Annotated in this window: 21 protein-coding genes; 19 read left to right on the top strand and 2 right to left on the bottom strand. The window is 34.6% G+C overall.

What is annotated here, in order from left to right:
• Positions 1-66: 66 nt before the first annotated feature.
• The 11 genes from ACWPVO_RS08085 to tuf all read left to right on the top strand — a co-directional run bounded on the left by ACWPVO_RS08085 (position 67) and on the right by tuf (position 11,247).
• Positions 67-1,599: an ABC transporter ATP-binding protein gene (locus ACWPVO_RS08085; RefSeq protein WP_454207688.1), complete on the top strand. Its 1,533-nt coding sequence runs from the start codon at positions 67-69 to the stop codon at positions 1,597-1,599.
• Positions 1,586-2,713, top strand: coding sequence for an ABC transporter permease (locus ACWPVO_RS08090; protein ID WP_454207690.1), 1,128 nt, complete (start codon positions 1,586-1,588; stop codon positions 2,711-2,713). Before ACWPVO_RS08085 ends, ACWPVO_RS08090 begins: the two co-directional genes overlap by 14 nt.
• Positions 2,706-3,662 carry an ABC transporter permease gene (locus ACWPVO_RS08095; RefSeq protein ID WP_060800425.1) on the top strand — a complete coding sequence of 319 codons (957 nt, stop codon included), beginning with the start codon at positions 2,706-2,708 and terminating at the stop codon, positions 3,660-3,662. The genes ACWPVO_RS08090 and ACWPVO_RS08095 overlap by 8 nt, the downstream gene beginning before the upstream one ends.
• Before the next feature lie 105 nt (positions 3,663-3,767).
• On the top strand, positions 3,768-4,796 hold the full coding sequence (locus ACWPVO_RS08100) for a DmpA family aminopeptidase (protein WP_454207693.1): 1,029 nt from the start codon (positions 3,768-3,770) through the stop codon (positions 4,794-4,796).
• 120 nt (positions 4,797-4,916) lie between these two features.
• Positions 4,917-5,561: a hypothetical protein gene (locus ACWPVO_RS08105; RefSeq protein ID WP_454207696.1), complete on the top strand. Its 645-nt coding sequence runs from the start codon at positions 4,917-4,919 to the stop codon at positions 5,559-5,561.
• Positions 5,549-6,151, top strand: coding sequence for a hypothetical protein (locus tag ACWPVO_RS08110; protein WP_454207698.1), 603 nt, complete (start codon positions 5,549-5,551; stop codon positions 6,149-6,151). Before ACWPVO_RS08105 ends, ACWPVO_RS08110 begins: the two co-directional genes overlap by 13 nt.
• Before the next feature lie 26 nt (positions 6,152-6,177).
• Complete coding sequence (locus tag ACWPVO_RS08115; protein WP_454207700.1) at positions 6,178-6,786, top strand: hypothetical protein; 609 nt, start codon at positions 6,178-6,180, stop codon at positions 6,784-6,786.
• 181 nt (positions 6,787-6,967) lie between these two features.
• The gene (gene rpsL / locus ACWPVO_RS08120) at positions 6,968-7,381 is read left to right on the top strand and encodes a 30S ribosomal protein S12 (RefSeq protein WP_019124174.1); all 414 of its coding nucleotides are present in this window, start codon (positions 6,968-6,970) and stop codon (positions 7,379-7,381) included.
• 92 nt (positions 7,382-7,473) lie between these two features.
• Positions 7,474-7,944: a 30S ribosomal protein S7 gene (gene rpsG, locus ACWPVO_RS08125; RefSeq protein ID WP_005958093.1), complete on the top strand. Its 471-nt coding sequence runs from the start codon at positions 7,474-7,476 to the stop codon at positions 7,942-7,944.
• 15 nt (positions 7,945-7,959) lie between these two features.
• Positions 7,960-10,035, top strand: coding sequence for an elongation factor G (gene fusA / locus ACWPVO_RS08130; RefSeq protein WP_454207703.1), 2,076 nt, complete (start codon positions 7,960-7,962; stop codon positions 10,033-10,035).
• Between the two features lie 18 nt (positions 10,036-10,053).
• The gene (gene tuf, locus ACWPVO_RS08135) at positions 10,054-11,247 is read left to right on the top strand and encodes an elongation factor Tu (protein WP_454207705.1); all 1,194 of its coding nucleotides are present in this window, start codon (positions 10,054-10,056) and stop codon (positions 11,245-11,247) included.
• 166 nt (positions 11,248-11,413) lie between these two features.
• On the opposite strand, the gene ACWPVO_RS08140 is transcribed toward tuf, so the two are convergent.
• Together ACWPVO_RS08140 and ACWPVO_RS08145 are read right to left on the bottom strand one after the other, a co-directional pair.
• Positions 11,414-11,953, bottom strand: coding sequence for a glutathione peroxidase (locus tag ACWPVO_RS08140; RefSeq protein WP_412622597.1), 540 nt, complete (start codon positions 11,951-11,953; stop codon positions 11,414-11,416).
• 303 nt (positions 11,954-12,256) lie between these two features.
• On the bottom strand, positions 12,257-12,847 hold the full coding sequence (locus ACWPVO_RS08145) for a TlpA family protein disulfide reductase (RefSeq protein ID WP_412622595.1): 591 nt from the start codon (positions 12,845-12,847) through the stop codon (positions 12,257-12,259).
• Between the two features lie 160 nt (positions 12,848-13,007).
• Between ACWPVO_RS08145 and ACWPVO_RS08150 the strand changes: the two genes are divergently transcribed.
• From ACWPVO_RS08150 to ACWPVO_RS08185, 8 genes are all read left to right on the top strand, one after another.
• Positions 13,008-13,955, top strand: coding sequence for a nucleoside hydrolase (locus ACWPVO_RS08150; RefSeq protein WP_454207707.1), 948 nt, complete (start codon positions 13,008-13,010; stop codon positions 13,953-13,955).
• Entirely contained in the window at positions 13,952-14,497 is a 546-nt protein-coding gene (locus tag ACWPVO_RS08155; protein WP_195443952.1) for an ECF transporter S component, read from the top strand. Before ACWPVO_RS08150 ends, ACWPVO_RS08155 begins: the two co-directional genes overlap by 4 nt.
• Positions 14,498-14,762: 265 nt before the next feature.
• Entirely contained in the window at positions 14,763-15,086 is a 324-nt protein-coding gene (locus tag ACWPVO_RS08160) for a hypothetical protein (protein ID WP_250342206.1), read from the top strand.
• Positions 15,073-17,022, top strand: a complete 1,950-nt coding sequence (locus ACWPVO_RS08165; RefSeq protein WP_454207710.1) for a V-type ATP synthase subunit I — start codon at positions 15,073-15,075, stop codon at positions 17,020-17,022. Before ACWPVO_RS08160 ends, ACWPVO_RS08165 begins: the two co-directional genes overlap by 14 nt.
• A 10-nt stretch (positions 17,023-17,032) precedes the next feature.
• Positions 17,033-17,503 carry a V-type ATP synthase subunit K gene (locus ACWPVO_RS08170; protein ID WP_270674580.1) on the top strand — a complete coding sequence of 157 codons (471 nt, stop codon included), beginning with the start codon at positions 17,033-17,035 and terminating at the stop codon, positions 17,501-17,503.
• Between the two features lie 8 nt (positions 17,504-17,511).
• A complete protein-coding gene (locus ACWPVO_RS08175) occupies positions 17,512-18,060 on the top strand; it encodes a V-type ATP synthase subunit E (RefSeq protein ID WP_413014253.1) in 549 nt (182 codons plus the stop codon).
• A gap of 17 nt (positions 18,061-18,077) precedes the next feature.
• On the top strand, positions 18,078-19,070 hold the full coding sequence (locus ACWPVO_RS08180) for a V-type ATP synthase subunit C (RefSeq protein ID WP_454207713.1): 993 nt from the start codon (positions 18,078-18,080) through the stop codon (positions 19,068-19,070).
• Positions 19,063-19,377: a V-type ATP synthase subunit F gene (locus ACWPVO_RS08185; RefSeq protein WP_040541962.1), complete on the top strand. Its 315-nt coding sequence runs from the start codon at positions 19,063-19,065 to the stop codon at positions 19,375-19,377. The genes ACWPVO_RS08180 and ACWPVO_RS08185 overlap by 8 nt, the downstream gene beginning before the upstream one ends.
• Positions 19,378-19,386: the final 9 nt, after the last annotated feature.

Consider the following 19,386-nt stretch of genomic DNA (forward strand, 5'->3'; position numbering starts at 1 on the left):
CAAATTATTTTAAAATTGCTTAATTCTTTGGTATAATTTACTTAATATAACAAAGGAGCGTTTGTATTGGAAACTAATAACAAAGATTTAGTCGTAAGGATGGAGAATATTACCAAAAAGTTTGGTGATTTCATCGCAAACGACGGAATTGATCTTGATATTAGGAGGGGCGAAATCCATTCTCTTCTTGGAGAAAACGGTGCCGGTAAGACTACTCTTATGAATATGCTTTACGGTTTAAGTTCTCCTACATCAGGTGAGATTTATATAAATAATGAAAAAAAAGAATTTAAGGATCCCAACGACGCCATTAAGGCAGGACTAGGTATGGTTCACCAACACTTTATGCTTATTGAACCCTTTACTGTTGTTGAAAACATTGTTCTTGGCATGGAGCCCATGAAGGGAATCAAGGTGGACATAAAGAAGGCAAGGGAAGATGTAGTTGCCCTTTCTGAAAAATATGGTTTTAAAATTGATCCTGATGCAAGAATCCAAGACATCACTGTGGGCACTCAACAAAAGGTTGAAATACTTAAGGTTTTGTACAGGGGTGCTGACATCTTAATTTTTGATGAGCCAACTGCTGTTTTGACTCCTCAAGAAATTACTGAATTAATCGAAATAATAAAAAATCTTGCAAAGGAAGGCAAGTCTATAATTATTATCACCCACAAGCTAAAGGAAATTAAGCAAGTGGCAAATAGGTGTACTATTATTAGACGTGGTAAAAAGATTGATACAGTTAATGTTTCTGATGTAAGTGAATCGGAACTTGCTGACATGATGGTGGGTAGAGCTGTTCATCTAGATGTTAATAAGGCTGATGCTAACTTTGGCGACACTATACTTGACATCAAGGGTCTAACTGCTAGAGATATTAGAAATGTCAAAAAGTTAGACGACTTAAATCTTGACATTAAGGCTGGAGAAATTCATGGTATAGCAGGTGTTGATGGAAATGGCCAATCTGAACTTATTGAAACTCTTACTGGTCTTAAAAAGGCAGAAGCTGGTTCTGTAATCTTTAAGGGAGAAGAAATTTTAAACCACAGCCCAAGGGATATTATTGAAAGAGGATTAAACTCTATTCCTGAAGATAGGCAACTTCGTGGTCTTGTCCTTGATTTTTCAGTTGCAGAAAATATTATTTTAAAGGAATACTACAAGGACAAGTTTTCTAAAAAGGGAATTTTAGATTTTCCAAGTATTGAAAAAAACGCCAGTGACCTTTCAGAGGACTACGATATAAGACCAAGAAATATTAAACAATTTGCAGGCGCCCTTTCAGGTGGTAATCAACAAAAGGTTATTATTGCAAGGGAGATTTCTGGAGACCCAGATCTTCTTATTGCTGCCCAACCAACTAGGGGGCTAGATGTTGGTGCCATTGAATATATTAGGAACTTCTTGATAAAGCAAAGGGACAAGGGGAAGGCAGTTCTTCTCATCTCCTTTGAACTTGATGAAATTATGGCCCTATCTGATAGGATTTCTGTTATTTATAATGGAAAAATCTTAAAGACTTTTGATGCAAAGGAAACTAATGAGAGAGAGCTAGGACTATATATGGCAGGAGGTAAAAATGAAGAGAAATAGGTTTATATACACAATTCTTGCCATTGTACTTGGGATAATAATTGGCTCATTCATACTCTTAATTAGTGGAACAAATCCAGTTGAGGCCTACAAGGTAATCTTCTTAGGTGCCTTTGGAAAGCCTAAGTACATTTCCTGGACAATTGTAAAGGCAGTGCCCCTAATCCTAACAGGACTTTCAGTTGCCTTTGCCTTTAACACAGGCCTATTTAACATTGGTGCTGAAGGCCAATACATTGTTGGTTCCATAGGAGCCCTCGTTGTTGGACTTTTGTTGGACCTTCCTCCAGTAGTCCATGGACTTGTAGCTCTTTTAGTTGGAGCCCTTTGTGGTTATCTCTGGGGAGCTATAGTTGGAATCTTAAAGGCAAAATTTCAAGTTAATGAAGTTATATCTTCTATTATGATGAACTGGATTGCCTTTTATCTAAGTAATTATCTTTTGAGTTTTCCAATCTTAAGATCAATTGAATCAGATAACTCTTATCCAATTAAGCAATCAGCTAGCATAAAAATTGCTGGAGCTTGGAAGATGAGTGAGTCTGGTAGAGCTTATCTTGCTCAACACAAATTTTTAAAGGACATTTTAAATCCACCTCTAAACTTTGGTATTATTATTGCTATTATTGCAGCCCTAGTAGTTTGGTACATCCTAAAGAAAACTACACTTGGTTACGAACTTCGTGCTGTTGGCTTCAATGAAAAAGCAGCTGAATACGGTGGAATCGATATTAATAAATCTATTGTAAAATCCATGGGTATTGCAGGTATCTTGGCAGGACTTGCTGGTGCCATAACTGTACTTGGTGTCTCTGGTGACATTGGAATCATGGCAGCCCAAGAAGGCTACGGATTTGATGGAATGGCAGTTGCCCTTATAGCTGGCAACAACCCACTGGGCACAATCCCAGCAGCCCTTCTCTATGCAGGCTTAACTTATGGAGGAGGAAAGCTTACTACAATAGGAACTTATTCAGAAGTTGTAAATATAATTATTGGTATTATGATCCTATTTATTGCAATGCCAAAACTTTTGGATATGATTAAGTTCTTCTTTACTAAGTGGTCAAAGAAGGATGGAAAAAATTTAGAAAAAGGAGGAGCAAATGAATAGTTCACTTTTAAGCTTAGCAAGTATTTTATCAATAACACTTTTATATTCAGCTCCCCTTATTTATACAGCTCTTGGTGGAGTATTATCTGAAAATGCTGGAGTTGTAAATATTGGTCTTGAAGGAATGATGGCCATAGGAGCAGTTGTGGGATCCATTGTCGGCTACTACCTAGGCAACCCTTGGTTGGCATTCTTGTGTGGAGGACTTGGTGGCATGCTAATTGCCCTTCTTCATGCTATAGCAACAGTTAACTTTGCAGCAGACCATGTTGTAAGTGGTATTGCAATTAACTTAATTGGACCTGGACTTGCCCTTTTCCTTTGTAGGCTCTTCTTTGATGGAGCAGCCATGTCAAAATCAATTGATTATGAAAACAAACTTCCAGTTTTATTTGGAAAAGTTTTTAAATCTGGTGGAGGAAAGGGAATAATGAGGTTCCTTGATATAGTGTTCTCACAATACGCATCAGTTTACCTTGCCTTTGTCCTTGTCTTTGTAGTTTACTTCATACTTTACAAGACTAGACTTGGTCTAAGGATAAGAGCAGTTGGCGAATATCCTAAGGCAGCAGAAACTCTTGGAGTTGACGCCTACAAGATCAAATACATTTGCGTATTAGCATCAGGCTTCTTAGCAGGACTTGGTGGAGCTTCAATGTCTCTTGCAGTTGTATCTAACTACAGGGAAACACTTATCTCTGGTCAAGGCTTTATTGCACTTGCTGCAGTAATCTTTGGTGGCTGGAAACCACAAGGAGCAATGCTTGCTTGCCTACTCTTTGGTTTTGCACAAGGACTTTCAGTTTTCCTTGGCTCCATTGGAATAAAAATCGATACAAACTTACTTTCAATGATTCCTTACGCAATAACTCTTCTTGTCTTAATAATTTTCGTAAAGGGATCAAGAGCACCATCAGCAGATGGACTTCCATACGAAAGAAACAATTAAAAATAAAATTTGTCTCAGCTTCGGCTGGGACTTTTTTTATGCCCTGATTTATCTTATTAAATTATAAAATTTATCTGATATAATTTCTTTAAGAGGAGGATGTTTATGACTTTTGAAATTTTTAAGGATAGCAGGAAGGGAAGACTTAATAAAATATCTGACGTCAAGGGAGTGAGGGTTGGTCACTCAACAATTAGAGATGGAAAAATAAAAACTGGAGTAACTTGTATCATGCCTCATGATGGAGATGTATTTAAGGAAAAACTCTTGGCAAGCTCCTACATAATTAACGGCTATGGAAAAAGTCTTGGCCTAGTTCAACTTGAAGAGCTAGGGACTCTTGAGTCGCCAATTTTTATGACTAACACTATGAGCCTTGGAAGAGTTCTTGACTCATCAATGAATTGGATGATAGATAGGTACGAAGATGTGGGCGACAAGGCTGGAGCTCCAAACATTATTGTCACAGAATGCAACGATGGAGTTATAAATGACATGAGGGGCCTTCATGTAAAAGAAGAAAATGTCTTAGAGTCTCTTAAAAATATTAAAGAAGATTTTGAAGAGGGGTCAGTGGGAGCAGGCACTGGAATGATCTCCTTTAACCTCAAAAGTGGAATTGGCTCTTCATCAAGAATTATCGAAATAGAAGGAAAGGACTACACACTAGGAAGTCTTGTATTGTCAAACTTTGGCAGGATAAAAGACCTAAAAGTAGAAGGAAGACCCCTAGGACGTGAAATGTATTTGAAGTCCAAGGAAAAAAGAGAAGATAAGGACAAGGGTTCAATTATTATAGTCCTTGCAACAGACTTGCCCCTTAGCTCAAGACAATTAAAGAGACTATCAAAGAGGGCGACAATTGGCCTTGGCAATGTAGGTTCATACTTGGGACATGGGTCAGGAGACATTGTAATAGCCTTTTCAACTGCCAATAAGATAAGAGATAATAACTTCGAAGAAATTAAAGTTTTAAAAGAAGATTTATTAGAGGAAGCCTTTAGAGCTTGTGCAGACTCAGTAGAAGAATCTGTAATTAAGTCTCTAATTTATTCAGAGTCAGAAGTAACAAAGGATGGTAAAAAAATATTTTCTCTTGAAGAAAATTTAGAAAATTTGGGAATTGATTTTTGATTTTTATAACTTCTTTAAAATTTATGGGTGTGAGTGTTACAATAAATTAAAAGGGATTATTTTTATTTATAAGATACTCTTAAACTAGTTTTATAAATAAAAGATTTTAGAGGTGATTTAATGAGTGATTTAACTATATATTTCTTAGTAACAGTTTTTATATCAGCCTTAGAAACTTTTACTTACATAAGAGAAGATAAGAAAGAAGAAAAAGATTCTAAGAATGACATAATATATTCCTTCCTAGTGAGCAATTTTTTAATCTTACAATTTTACTTTACAATTTATCAAAATATTGGATTTGCAATTATGGTTAGCATATTTGTTTATTTTGTGTTTTGGGCTATTTATAAACTTTACACAGATAGCAAAAGAGGAAGTAAGTTATTGGAAAATAAGAATGAGCCTAAGTGGAGGGTTTTATTTATTTCAATATCTTTTATATTATTAGCAAGTCTTAGTTTTTTAGAATTAGAAGATGGAGCTACTATTTTTTCATACAACAAAAGTGACTTTCGAAAAATTTTAATAAATTCAATTATTTTTGTTAGCTACATTAGAATTATTTTAGACTTGAGAGTTTTAAAAAATATTTTATTTGAAAAAGATATTTGGAGAAGAGCTTTTATTATTTCAGAAATTATTTTGATTTTAGTATTAGGTTTAGGAAACGCATACAACATAAAAAATATTAGTCGCTTTGATTTTTATGTAGAAAGGGAAGATTATCAAGAAACATCAGGTGAGAAATTATGGGATCATTAATTATATTTTTTATAGGAACGATTATTTTTTGTTCAATTATTCCAATTGCAGACAAGTACAAGAAGAACAAGGGAATAGAAATTGACAATAGCGATGTAATGAGGACCTATACTTATGCTTTTACAGTTATTGAAATGTGGCTTTCAATGATTTTTTGCCAAAATAAACTATATTTTTATCTAGTAGTGTTTGGTCTTGTGGCATATTTTCTTTATAGAACCTTTACAGAAGATATTATGAAAAACAAGTACAAGGATGATCCTAGACTTTATAAAATAACGACAATTATTGTTCAAGTTGTACTTATAATTTATCAACTAATACTCTTTATGACCCTCGAAGATGGTCATAAAATAGAATCCTTTGGGAAAAAAGAGTTTTCAATTGTTTTGCCAAGCTTTATATTAGTCATTTTGTGGCTTAGCTACTATTTGTCAAAAAAGTCACTTTCTAAAATTTTTGTGGAAAAGGACTCTTACAGGAAAATTTTTATATCCCTACAAATTTTATTTATAATAATTTTTGTTGGATTTATAATTTATAACTACATAAATATCGATAGGTTTGATTTTTATCTCGATAGGATGTAAAGGTTTAAGGTTTAAAGGAGAAAGAAATGACAGAAGGAATGAGGAATGCTCTTATTGGAACTTTTCTAGCCTTAATATTTTTTATAATTCTTGAAAAATTATCAAATAAAAAATTTTTTAATAAAAAAATTAGCAGGGGAGAAAAACTTCTAGATTACTATAATGCCAGCACAACACTGCTTCTTTTTTGGATTAATTCCATTTATTCAAGAAACAAGTTGATTCTATACTGTATAGGAGCCTATGTCTTTATAAATATTTTTCTTAAATTATTTAAGTCTGACTTTGAAACTCATGAAAAGGAAAAGTATTTAAAAGTTATTACTATTTCGCTTTGCACAATTTTTACAATTTATCAGTTTGTATTTTTTCTAACTTTAAAAGATGGGACTGTAATAGAAAACTTCGACAGTTCAGCTTATGTCAGCACTATGATTTATTTGTTAATGGGATTTTTTGTGGTTAATATATATTTTTTAATAGAGAATCGTAGGACAATTTTTACAAAGAAAGACAATTACAGAAAAGTTTTTACTATTATAGATGGAATTTTTATCCTATCCCAAGCTTTCTTTATAATTTATAATCTAATAAATGCAGATAGGTTTGTTTTTTACCTAGATAAATTTATGTAAATTTAAAATAAAATCATTAATTCTCAAAAAATATGGAAATTTCGCCAATTTCTCATATTTTTTTGTTGACTTAATGATTATCTAATGATAAAATTGATGAGTATTTGAGACGGAAAGACTACCTAAATGCAGGTAGTCTTTGAAATGTCCAATACTATTAATAAAACAGGAGGTGCAATTAATGCCTACAATTAACCAATTAGTAAGAAATGGTAGAAAGAAAATTCACAGTAAATCTAAATCACCAGCTCTTGATGTAAACTATGACACACTTAAAAAAGTTGAAACTGAAGTTAATTCTCCACAAAAAAGAGGAGTTTGTGTTGCAGTAAGAACAGTAACACCTAAGAAACCGAATTCAGCTCTTAGAAAAGTTGCCAGAGTTCGTTTAACAAACGGATACGAAGTTATGGCTTACATTCCAGGAATCGGACACAACCTACAAGAACACAGTGTTGTTTTAATCCGTGGTGGAAGAGTAAAGGATTTACCAGGTGTTAGATACCATATCGTAAGAGGTACTCTTGATACAGCTGGAGTTACAGACAGAAAGCAATCTAGATCTAAATATGGTACTAAGAAACCTAAAAATTGATAGAATTTTACATGAGATTTTATAGATTTTTGGCTTACGGGCTCAACCTGAGTACCAATGAATCGACTGAAAAATAGTTAAGGAGGGAAGTTATGCCAAGAAAAGGACATATCCAAAAACGTGAAGTTATGGCTGATCCAGTATACGCAGATGTGGTTATCACTAAGCTTATAAACAATGTTATGCTTGACGGTAAAAAAGGTACTGCTCAAAGAATTGTATACGGAGCACTTGAAACAATCGCAGAACAAACTGGAGAGGACGCACTTGAAGTATTTTACAAGGCACTTAATAATGTAATGCCTGTACTTGAAGTAAAGGGAAGAAGAATAGGCGGTGCTACTTACCAAGTACCAATGGAAGTAAGACCGGAAAGACGCCAAACTCTAGGCCTTAGATGGTTAGTTAAATATGCAAGAGCTAGAGGCGAAAAGACAATGCACGAAAGACTTGCAAAAGAAATTCTAGACGCATCTAACGGTTTAGGCGGAAGTGTTAAGAGAAAAGATGAAATGCATAGAACAGCAGAAGCTAACAAGGCATTTGCTCACTATAGATGGTAATAAGGGGAGGAATTTATGGCTCGCGAAATACCATTAGAAAAATATAGAAATATAGGTATTATGGCCCATATTGATGCTGGAAAGACTACTACTACAGAACGTATTCTTTTCTACGCTGGTAAGATTCACAAAATAGGTGAAACTCACGACGGTGGAGCACAAATGGACTGGATGGAACAAGAACAAGAAAGAGGTATCACAATTACTTCTGCAGCCACTACATGTCACTGGAAGGGCTACAGACTTAATATCATCGATACTCCGGGACACGTTGACTTCACAGTTGAAGTTGAAAGATCTCTAAGAGTACTTGATGGTGCTGTTGCACTTTTTGACGCAAAAAGTGGTGTAGAACCTCAATCTGAAACTGTTTGGAGACAAGCAGACAAGTACCATGTTCCAAGAATTGCACACATCAACAAGATGGACGTTACAGGTGCAGACTTCTTTAGATCTGTTGATACAATCGACAAGAAACTAAAGGGTAATCCTGTTCCAATTCAAGTTCCAATGGGAGCAGAAGATACTTTCATAGGAATGATTGACCTTGTTGAAATGAAAGCAGAAATTTACAAGGATGAACTTGGTAAGGAAATCGAAATTACAGATGTTCCTGAAGAGTACATGGAAGTTGCAAATAAATATAGAGAAAACTTAATTGAAGTTGCATCTGAATTTGATGAAGATCTTATGATGGCTTACCTTGAAGGTGAAGAAATCGACAAAGATCTTCTTAAGAAAGCTATAAGAAAGGGTACTCTTGCTGTTAAGATTACTCCAGTATCTTGTGGTTCTTCTTACAAGAACAAGGGTGTACAACTTCTATTAGATGCTATAATTGACTACCTTCCATCACCAATTGATGTACCTTCAATTGATGGTGTTGACTTAGAAGGAAATGAAGTTCAAAGACATTCTTCAGACGATGAACCTTTCTCAGCACTTGCATTTAAAATTGTAACTGATCCATATGTTGGTAAACTTGCATACTTTAGAGTTTACTCTGGAGTTTTACAAGCTGGTTCTTATGTAATGAACTCAACTAAGGGCAAGAGAGAAAGAATCGGAAGAATTCTTCAAATGCACGCTAACAAGAGAGAAGAAATCGAAGAAATCCATGCAGGAGAAATCGCAGCAGCTGTAGGTCTTAAAGACACAGGTACTGGTGATACTCTTTGTGATGAAAAGAATCAAGTTATTCTTGAAAACATGGAATTCCCAGATCCAGTTATCTCTGTAGCAATTGAACCAAAGACTAAGGCTTCTCAAGATAAGATGGCTCTTGCTCTTGCAAAACTTGCAGAAGAAGATCCAACTTTCAAAACTCACACAGATGAAGAAACTGGTCAAACTATTATCTCTGGTATGGGTGAACTTCACCTTGATATCATCGTTGATAGACTACTAAGAGAATTTAAGGTAGAAGCTAATATTGGTAACCCACAAGTATCTTATAGAGAAGGTATTAGGAAAGCTGCTGAAGGCGAAGCTAAATACGCTCGTCAATCAGGTGGTCGTGGACAATATGGTCACGCTAAAATTAGAATCGAACCTAATGAACCAGGTGGCGGTTTTATATTCGAAAATGCCATCGTTGGTGGTGCAATTCCTAAGGAATTTATTGGACCAACTCAACAAGGTATTGAAGAAGCACTTCAATCTGGTATCGTTGGTGGATACGAAGTTCTTGACGTTAAGGTAACTCTTTACGATGGTTCTTACCACGAAGTCGACTCTTCAGAAATGGCATTTAAGATTGCCGGATCTATGGCAGTAAGAGATGCTCTTGCAAAAGCTGATCCAGTACTTCTTGAACCTATGATGAAGGTTGAAGTTACAACTCCGGAAGAATACATGGGAGATGTAATTGGAGATATTAACTCAAGACGTGGAAGAATGGAAGGTATGGAACTTGTAGCTGGAGCTCAAATCGTTACAGCTTATGTACCACTAGCAGAAATGTTTGGTTACGCAACTAGCCTTCGTTCAAACACACAAGGAAGAGCAAACTACTCAATGCAATTTGATCACTACGAAGAAGTACCTGCATCAATAGCTGAAGAAGTAGTTGGAGATAAAAAGAAAAACTAATAAATAGGAGGATTAATAATGGCAAAAGCAAAATTTGAAAGAAATAAACCACACGTAAACATTGGAACAATTGGTCACGTTGACCACGGTAAGACAACACTTACAGCTGCAATCACACTTGTAATGAACAAGAGATACGGCGGAGGAGAATTCGTAGACTACGCACACATTGACAAGGCACCAGAAGAAAGAGAAAGAGGAATCACAATCTCAACATCACACGTAGAATACGAAACAGCAAACAGACACTACGCACACGTAGACTGCCCAGGACACGCTGACTATGTAAAGAACATGATCACAGGAGCAGCACAAATGGACGGAGCAATCCTAGTATGTTCAGCAGCAGACGGTCCAATGCCACAAACAAGAGAACACATTCTATTAGCAAGACAAGTTGGTGTACCAAAGATAGTAGTATTCCTAAACAAAGAAGACCAAGTAGACGATCCAGAACTAATTGAATTAGTAGAAATGGAAATCAGAGACCTACTAAGTGAATATGACTTCGATGGAGACAACACACCAATCGTAGTAGGATCAGCATTAAAAGCCCTAGACGATCCAGACGGAGAATGGGGAGACAAAATAGCAAAACTAATGGAAGAAGTAGACGAATACATCCCAACACCAGTAAGAGATACAGAACACCCATTCCTAATGCCAATCGAAGACGTATTCTCAATCACAGGAAGAGGAACAGTAGCAACAGGAAGAGTAGAACAAGGTGTAGTAAAAGTAGGAGACACAGTAGAACTAGTAGGCTTAACAGACGAAAGCAGACAAGTAGTAGTAACAGGTGTAGAAATGTTTAGAAAACAACTAGACCAAGCAGAAGCAGGAGACAACATTGGAGCCCTACTAAGAGGAGTACAAAGAGAAGAAATCCAAAGAGGACAAGTACTAGCAGCACCAGGAACAATCAAACCACATACAAAATTTGAAGCAGAAGTATACGTACTAACAAAAGAAGAAGGTGGAAGACACACACCATTCTTTAACGGATACAGACCACAATTCTACTTCAGAACAACAGACGTAACAGGAGACATCCAACTAGCAGACGGAGTAGAAATGGTAATGCCAGGAGACAACTCAACATTTACAGTAACACTAATCACACCAATCGCAATGGACGAAGGACTAAGATTCGCAATTCGTGAAGGTGGAAGAACTGTAGCATCAGGAGTAGTATCAAAGATTCTTGACTAATCCTTGGATTACAAAATAAAAAATTAGAGCAGGTTTATACCTGCTCTTTTTTGTGCAAACTTATAAATAAAAATTACTTAAGCATAAGTAGTTTATAACTAAAAAAAGCTTCCGTAAAACCAATTACAGAAGCTTTTTACATAACAAGTTAAAAAGATATTAAAACTTATATTAATTCAGAAATTTTTTCGTCTACAAGATTCATCTTAGCAGTTGGTTCAAATCTCTCAACGACCTTACCATCTCTGTCCACTAAGAACTTTGTGAAGTTCCATTTTATATCTGGGTTATTCTTATAGTCCTTGTCCCTGGACTTTAAAAGTGTTGCCATGGCAAGTGCCTTTGGACCATGGCCAAAGCCTTCAAATCCCTTTTGAGATTTTAGAAACTTGTAGAGTTCAAGTTCATTTTCTCCATTAACTTCAGCCTTTTTCATTTGTGGGAACTCAATATTAAAATTTAATTGGCAAAATTTTGAAATTTCCTCATCACTTTCAGGTGCCTGTTCCTTAAATTGGTTGCAAGGTATGTCTATTATTTCTAGTCCCTTGTCGTGGTATTTTTCATAAAGGTCTTGCAAGTCATTATATTGGGGTGTGAAGCCACATCTAGTTGCAGTGTTAACTATTAGAATAACTTTGCCCTTTAAGTCTTTTAAATCTAAAAAAGACCCGTCTTGTTTTTCTACTTTATAATCATAAATCATATTTAATCCTCCTATTTTTTATTAGATACCCATTGGCGAAAAATTTACAACATTTTTAGAATTTAATAAAATTAATATGGTCCACTGATAAAGAGTCAGTTGATAAAACAAAAAAAGAGATGGTTTCCCATCTCTTAATAAATTTTTACAAGCTAGTAATTTCTTATTAGTCTGTAAATTCTTATAAGCTAATAATTCTTTTCGACTTAGTAATTTTTTATAAGTTAGCAGGTTCTTGCAACTTAGTAGTTTTTTACAAGTTAGTAAATTTCTATTAGCTTATAAATTCTTATGAGTATAAATTTATTTATTTTCTTCTAACAACTTGTCAATTGTAGCTGCAAGAGAGTCCTTGTCTTTCTTACCAACAAAGCCACCTAGGACTTTTCCTTCAGAATTCACAAAGAATGTAGTTGGCATTGCAGTGATATGAACAAGGCTATCTTCTGTTGTTGGATTTGGCATTATATTTGTGTAAGTAACTCCAGCATTCTTAATAATTTCGTGAGCTTCTTCAACATTTGTATCCATGCTTGCATTAGTATCAACAACTACTCCAAGGAAGTTAATCTTGTCCTTGTATTCTTCGTGTAGGGCAGCGAGGTCTGGCATCTCTTCTTTACAAGGTCCACAGAAAGTTCCCCAAACATTTACAAGAGTAAGAGGTTTTTCCTTATAAAAATCTTCAGACTTTACAATGTCTCCCTTTTCAATTTCAAGGGTTTGGAAGTCAAAATTTTCAATTGGCATGTCTTCTAAGTTAATTGCTGCTGCAGTTTTTTCTGTAGCTTCTTTAGAATTTGTTTCCTTTGAATTGTTTTCGGTTTTTTTATTGCAGGCGAAAAGGCTTAGTGCCACTGCAAATAAAATCATAATTTTAAATAGTTTTTTCATTTAATCACTCCAGTGTAAAATTTTTTAATTTTGCCTAAGTCAATTATACTTGATAGACAAAAGCTTGTCTATTTTTTAAAAATGAGGTATAATTTATTTCACTTGTTCGGGAACTCCAAGTATAAAAAACTAATTGTTCTCCAAAGAAATGGAGGTTATTATGAAGAAAATTATTATTGACGCAGATCCCGGGATTGATGATTCCATTGCTATTATGCTAGCCAGCATGGTAAAGGAATATAAAATCCTCGGGATTTCTTTAGTTTCAGGGAATGTTCATATTGAAAAGGGAAGAAAAAATGTCCTAAGACTTATGAAATTCTTGCATGAAGATTTTAAAATCTATATGGGCTCAGAAGGACCCCTTTGCAAGGAATTTATAAATGCAGAGGACACCCATGGCCAAGATGGACTTGGTGAAACTTATTTAGACTATGATGAAAAAGAAGTTGATGGAGATGCCATTGACTTTTTAATTGAGGAAGCAAGGAAGGGCGACTTGACAATTTTTGCCTTGGGACCCCTAACTAATCTTGCAAGAGCTCTTAAAAAAGATAGGGAGGCCTTTAAGGACACTAGGATTATTGTGATGGGTGGCAACTTTAGGAGTTATGGAAACATGAGTCCTGTAGCTGAATTTAATTTTTACGTTGATCCAGAGGCAGCAGACTATGTAATAAAAAATGCGCCTAGAAAAATTGAGATTGTCCCTCTCGATGTCACAAGAGAATTTGTCTTGACGCCAAGTATACTTTCTTATATAAAAAGACTTAATCTTGAAGTTGGAAACTTCTTAGAAAAGATTACAAACTTCTACATGGATTTTCACTGGGAATATGAAAAAATTATTGGGTCTGTTATAAATGATCCTCTTACAATTCTTTTAGAAAGAAATCCAGACTTGTTTTTGGGAAGGACCTATCATGCAGATTGTGTTTGCGACGGTCCTGCTAGAGGAATGCTCATGGTGGATGCCATGGACTTCATGAAAAAAGAAAAAAATGTAATTATATATGAAGAGATAGAAGTCTTTGAAGTCTGGAGAGATTTTATAGAGCTTATAACTGGGGAAGAAGTAGACATAGACGTTTTAGGTGATTTGCTATGAAGTTTTCAACAAAAAAAATCACACTCTTGGCACTTTGTATAGCTATTAACATGGTGGGGTCTTGGATTGGAGTTGTTGTTAAGCTTCCAATTTATCTTGACTCCATAGGAACTATTATGGCTGGCTTTACCTTTGGACCATTTTTTGGTGTATTAGCTGGGCTTATAACAGCCTTTGTAAACACTATAGGTGATCCAATTGCCCTTTACTTTATGCCAACTCAATTAATCGTTGGCTTCACTGCAGGTTATTTTGAATTTTTAAAGAGAGATAATTATATTTCTAAATTTTATCTCACTCCCTTTATGTCAATTCCTGCAGCAATTTCATCGGCACTTATTGCAACCTATCTCTTTGGAACTGTCACAACTGCTGGCTCATCCTATATAGTTCAAGCTCTTCGTGCAGTTATGGACCTGCCAGACTTTTTAATAGTTTTTATAATTCAAATTATTACAGACTATGCAGATAAATTAATTTCAATTTTATTAGTTTCAAAAATTTATAACATGACAGCTTTTCAAAACATTTTGAAAAATTAAATTTATTACTAAACCACTTCTCAAGAGGTGGTTTTTTATTTTGGAAAAAATCGGTTTAATTTGTTAAAATATTAATAGGAAATTTGTTACTTTTATTCTCAAAAGTGGATTTAAAATTTACTTTTTTTATAAATTTTAAATAAATACTCATAATTAGGGTAATAGTAAATTATGTACAAATTAAATATTAAAAATATTTAGTTAAATATAGTTTTAACAAGTGATATAATTAATTTGTGAAAGATTTTATACTGGAGGTGATTTAGTGTCAGATGATGCAGTAAAAAGAGTTAAAGACACTGAAGCTGAGGCAAAAAAAATAATTGGCGATGCTGAAGTTAAAGCCAAGGAAATCATGGATAAGGCAAGAGAGGAAGCCGAAGAAGCCTATCAAAAAATAGTTGATGAAGCCAGAGATAGAAAGGATGCCTATGTTGAAAAGGCAAGACTTGAAGCTGGAGAAGCTATTAAACCCATAGGTGCTGAGGCAGATAAAAAAATTGCTGAAATTTCAAAAAATTCTAAAGGCAGAGAAGCTGAAGTTGTAAAGTCAGTGGTAGAGAGGATTGTGAATAATGGCAATAGTTAAGATGAAAAAATTCAAACTCTTTATCTTTGATGAGAACAGGGAAAATTTGATAAATAAATTTCAAAAGTTTAACTATGTTCACATTGACGAGTCTGATTTTGATGAGGACAACTTTTCAGAAGATGATTTCACAAGACCTAGGTCATCAGAAGACTTAATTGATATTGATGACAAAATCAAGAGATCCAAGGAAGATATTGATCTTTTACTTAAGTTTAAGGACAAGGAAAACCCAATAAAGGTCATGAAGGACGGGGTTAGTAATATAAGCCTTGAAGAACTTACGGCTAGAGCCATGACTTTCCCCTTTGAAAAAATTGATGGAGAGATAAGGTATCTAGTTGATAAAAAAGATAAGAACAAGAGCAAGATTCAAAATATTGATTCAAAAATTGCAGAGTTAAAACCTTGGGAGGACTTATCATCTTCCTTGAAAGACTTAAGTAAGTTGGGTTCTGTAAACATTTACACAGGAACAGTATCATCAAATCATGCAGATGACTTTGAGGGAGAAGTTATAAAAAATGACTTGGCCTACCTTGAAAGAGTATCTAAGGACAAAAATTTTAACTACTATTTAATGATAGTTGAAAAATCCATAGATGAAGAAATTAAGGCTCTCATGACAAGTTATGGATTCACTCCTATAAATATCAAGTCAGATGGAAAAGTCAAAGATACAATAGGATTCTATGAGAAAGATAAAGATTTACTTTTTGAAAAGAACAATAAAATTGAAGACGAATTAAGGACTTATTTAAAATACCTAGAAGATTTTAAGTACTCTTATGAACATTATAGAAATGAAAAGATAAAAATAATGTCTGAGAGGAAGTTTTTGAAAACTACAGAAGTAAACCTAATTGAGGGTTACGTTCCAGAGGATAAACTTAGTGACTTGGAAAAGGAAATCCAAAAAGTTTGCAAGGACAACTACTATCTAAGGGCAGAAGATCCTGACAGGGATTCAAAAGAGGTTCCAATCTTGCTTAAGAATAACGCCTTTGTAAGTCCCTTTGAGATTATGACGGAAATGTACTCCATGCCGAGATACAATGAAATAGACCCAACACCTTTCTTTGCACCTTTTTATTTTATATTTGCAGGGATAATGGTTGGTGACTTTGGATATGGTATCTTAGTATTTTTGGCAACACTTTTTGCCCTAAAGAAGTTCAAACTAACAGATAAGAAGAGAAGGTTTTTCAAGTTTTTCAATTACTTATCTATTTCAACAATTATATTTGGACTAGTATTCGGTTCCTTCTTTGGTGGAATTATCGAATTTCCAAGTTTGATTGACCCAGCAGAGGATTCTACACTTTTAGTAATCCTTTCTGTCATCCTAGGTGGAATTCACATATTCTTTGGTCTTGGCATCAAGGCTTATATGAATATACGTGACGGAAAACCAAAGGATGCCCTATATGATGTAGGATTTTGGTACATGGCAGTCTTGGGAGCAATTGGATTTATTCTAGGAAAGTTCCTTCCACAAGTTGCACCTTATGGGAAGCTACTCATGATTATAATGATCATTGGTATGATTGGAATTGTAGCGACAGGTGGTAGGGAAGAAAAGTCAAGAGGAGCTAAGATTGGTTGGGGAGTTTATTCCCTTTATGGAATCACATCTTATCTTGGAGACTTTGTATCTTACCTAAGACTTATGGCACTAGTTTTGTCAGGTTCCTTCTTGGGACTTGCCATAAATATGATTGCAGGAATGCTTTTTGAATCAAATATACTTGGCAAGTTATTTGCCATAGTTATTTTCGTGGTATTCCAATTATTTAATGCCTTTCTATCTTATTTGTCAGCTTATGTTCACACAGCAAGGCTTACTTATGTAGAAATGTTTAATAAATTCTATGAAGGTGGAGGCATACCTTTCAAAAAAATGATAGAAAATTCAGATTACTTTAATATAGACTAGGAGGATTTATATGTTTAATGGACTAATGGAAGAATTTGGCGGATTGATTTTAGGATCAATTGGAATCTTTTTAGCAGTTGCACTTGCAGGTGCAGGATCTGCTAAGGGAGTAGGTATGGCAGGGGAAGCTGCTGCAGGAGTTGTAATTGATGAACCAGAAAAGTTTGGTAAGTCACTAGTACTTCAATTGCTTCCAGGTACACAAGGTCTTTACGGTTTCGTAATTGGACTATTTATACTTTTTAGACTTACTGTTGAGACACCAATTAATACAGGATTTATGTACCTAGCAAGTGGTGCTGTAATTGGTCTTGCAGGACTTGTATCTGCAGTTGCTCAAGGTAAGGTATCTGTTGCAGGTATCAACATCCTTGCTAAAAATGAAGAACAACAAGCAAAGGGTATTATCTTTGCAGTAATGGTTGAGCTTTACGCTATTCTTGCTTTTGCAATTTCATTCTTTATCCTATTTAGAGCCTAGGTGATACTATGGCAGGACTTGAAAATATTTTAAATAAAATAATTAAGGATGCAGAGGAAAAGGCCCAACTTATAGTAAAAGAAGCTGAAGAGAAAAAAACAAGTATTATAGAAAATAGAGAAGAAGATGGCAGATTTCTTGCCAACAAGATTGATAAAATCGCTGAGAGAGAAAGAGAAGACATTTTCAAGAGAAGCAAGTCATCAGAAGAACTTAAGGCAAGGGACAAAATTTTATCTGAGAAAAATAGGATAATTGATGAAGTCCTTGATAAAGTTGTTGAAGAACTTGAAAACCTATCAGAAGATGATTTTGTTAGCTTCCTAAAAAATAATTTAGGAGATGAAAACCTCAAGGGCGGCACTATTGATATACCAAATAAATATAGGGATGCTGTAGAAAAGGCAGACCTAGGATTTAAAATATCTGACAAGGATATTAAAAGTGGATTTGTCCTAAACAAAGACAACTTAATTTACAATGGAGATTTTAGGTCTATTGTAAACTCTGAGAGAGAAGATTTAGAGAAATTTTTAGCTGAAAAACTATTCAGTTAAGAGGAAAAGGTGATTTAATGGATAGAAATAAATTTATCCAAAGTTCCACAAGGCTAAGAGTCTTGGAAAAGGAACTTTTAAAAAGTGAAAACTTTATAAGGATATCTGAACAAGATACTTTGGAAGACGCACTTAGATCTCTATCTGATACAGTTTACAACAAGTTTATAAATAAAATATCTTCTCCCACAGAATATGAAGTCATCTTAAAAGAGGAGCTCACGAGATTCTATGATGAGGTCTATGACATTTCCCCATCTAGGATTCCCGTTGACCTAGTTACTTTAAAATACTTCTACCACAATCTAAAGGTCCTAATTAAGGAAAAGATTGGAGAAGAAGATTTAAAGGACCTCTTTATGACTATTGGTGGCTTTGATATCAAGGAATATAGAGATGGAATCTTAAAGGGCAGCAAGAGAAATAAATATTTTGAACATATAGGAAAAATTGAGGAAACCTACGAAGAAAAGAAGGACCCTCAAATTATTGATATATATCTTGATAATGCCTACTTTAAGGACCTACTTGACCTTGCAGAAAAATCTGGAGTTGACCTATTTATAAATTATGCAAAAAATCTAATTGATTTTACAAATATAAGGACCCTTCTCAGGGCAAAGAAGCAGGAAAAGGATGTGGAATTCTTAAAACACATTATTGTTCCTGGAGGCAAGCTAAAAGAAGAAGCCTATCTTGATTTGTTAAATAGAGAAATTTCTTCAGATACTGAAGCCTTCAAGAGGCTTGATATTTATAAGTATATAAAGGATGGCCTTGACGATTTTAAAGAAAAGGGAACCCTATCAAACTTTGAGAGGGAGATGGACAATTACTTTATAGACCTTATTAAGGATGTAAAATACATTACCTACGGCCCAGAAGTTATCTTTGCCAATGTCTTGGCAAAGGAAATGGAAGTTAAAAACTTAAGAATTATTTTGGTTTCTAAATTAAATGGACTTGATGGTGAATTTATAAGAGAAAAGTTGCGTGATAGTTATGTATAAAATTGCAGTTGTAGGAGACAAGGACTCGGTTTTATCTTTTAAGGCAATAGGCATTGATGTATTTGTTGCTTATGAAGATAAGGAAGCGAGAAGACTAGTAGATAGTCTTGCAAAGGAAGATTATGGTGTAATCTATATCACAGAAGATCTTGCAGCAAAAATTCCAAAGACAATTGAAAGATATAATGATGAGTTAATACCAGCCATTATAGTTATCCCATCTAATAAGGGAACTCTTGGCATAGGTATGAAGAACTTAAATAAAAACGTGGAAAAGGCAGTTGGAGCGAATATATTAGGTGATTAGTCACCTTTT

It is taken from the genome of Peptoniphilus sp. Marseille-Q6390 (assembly GCF_965119475.1).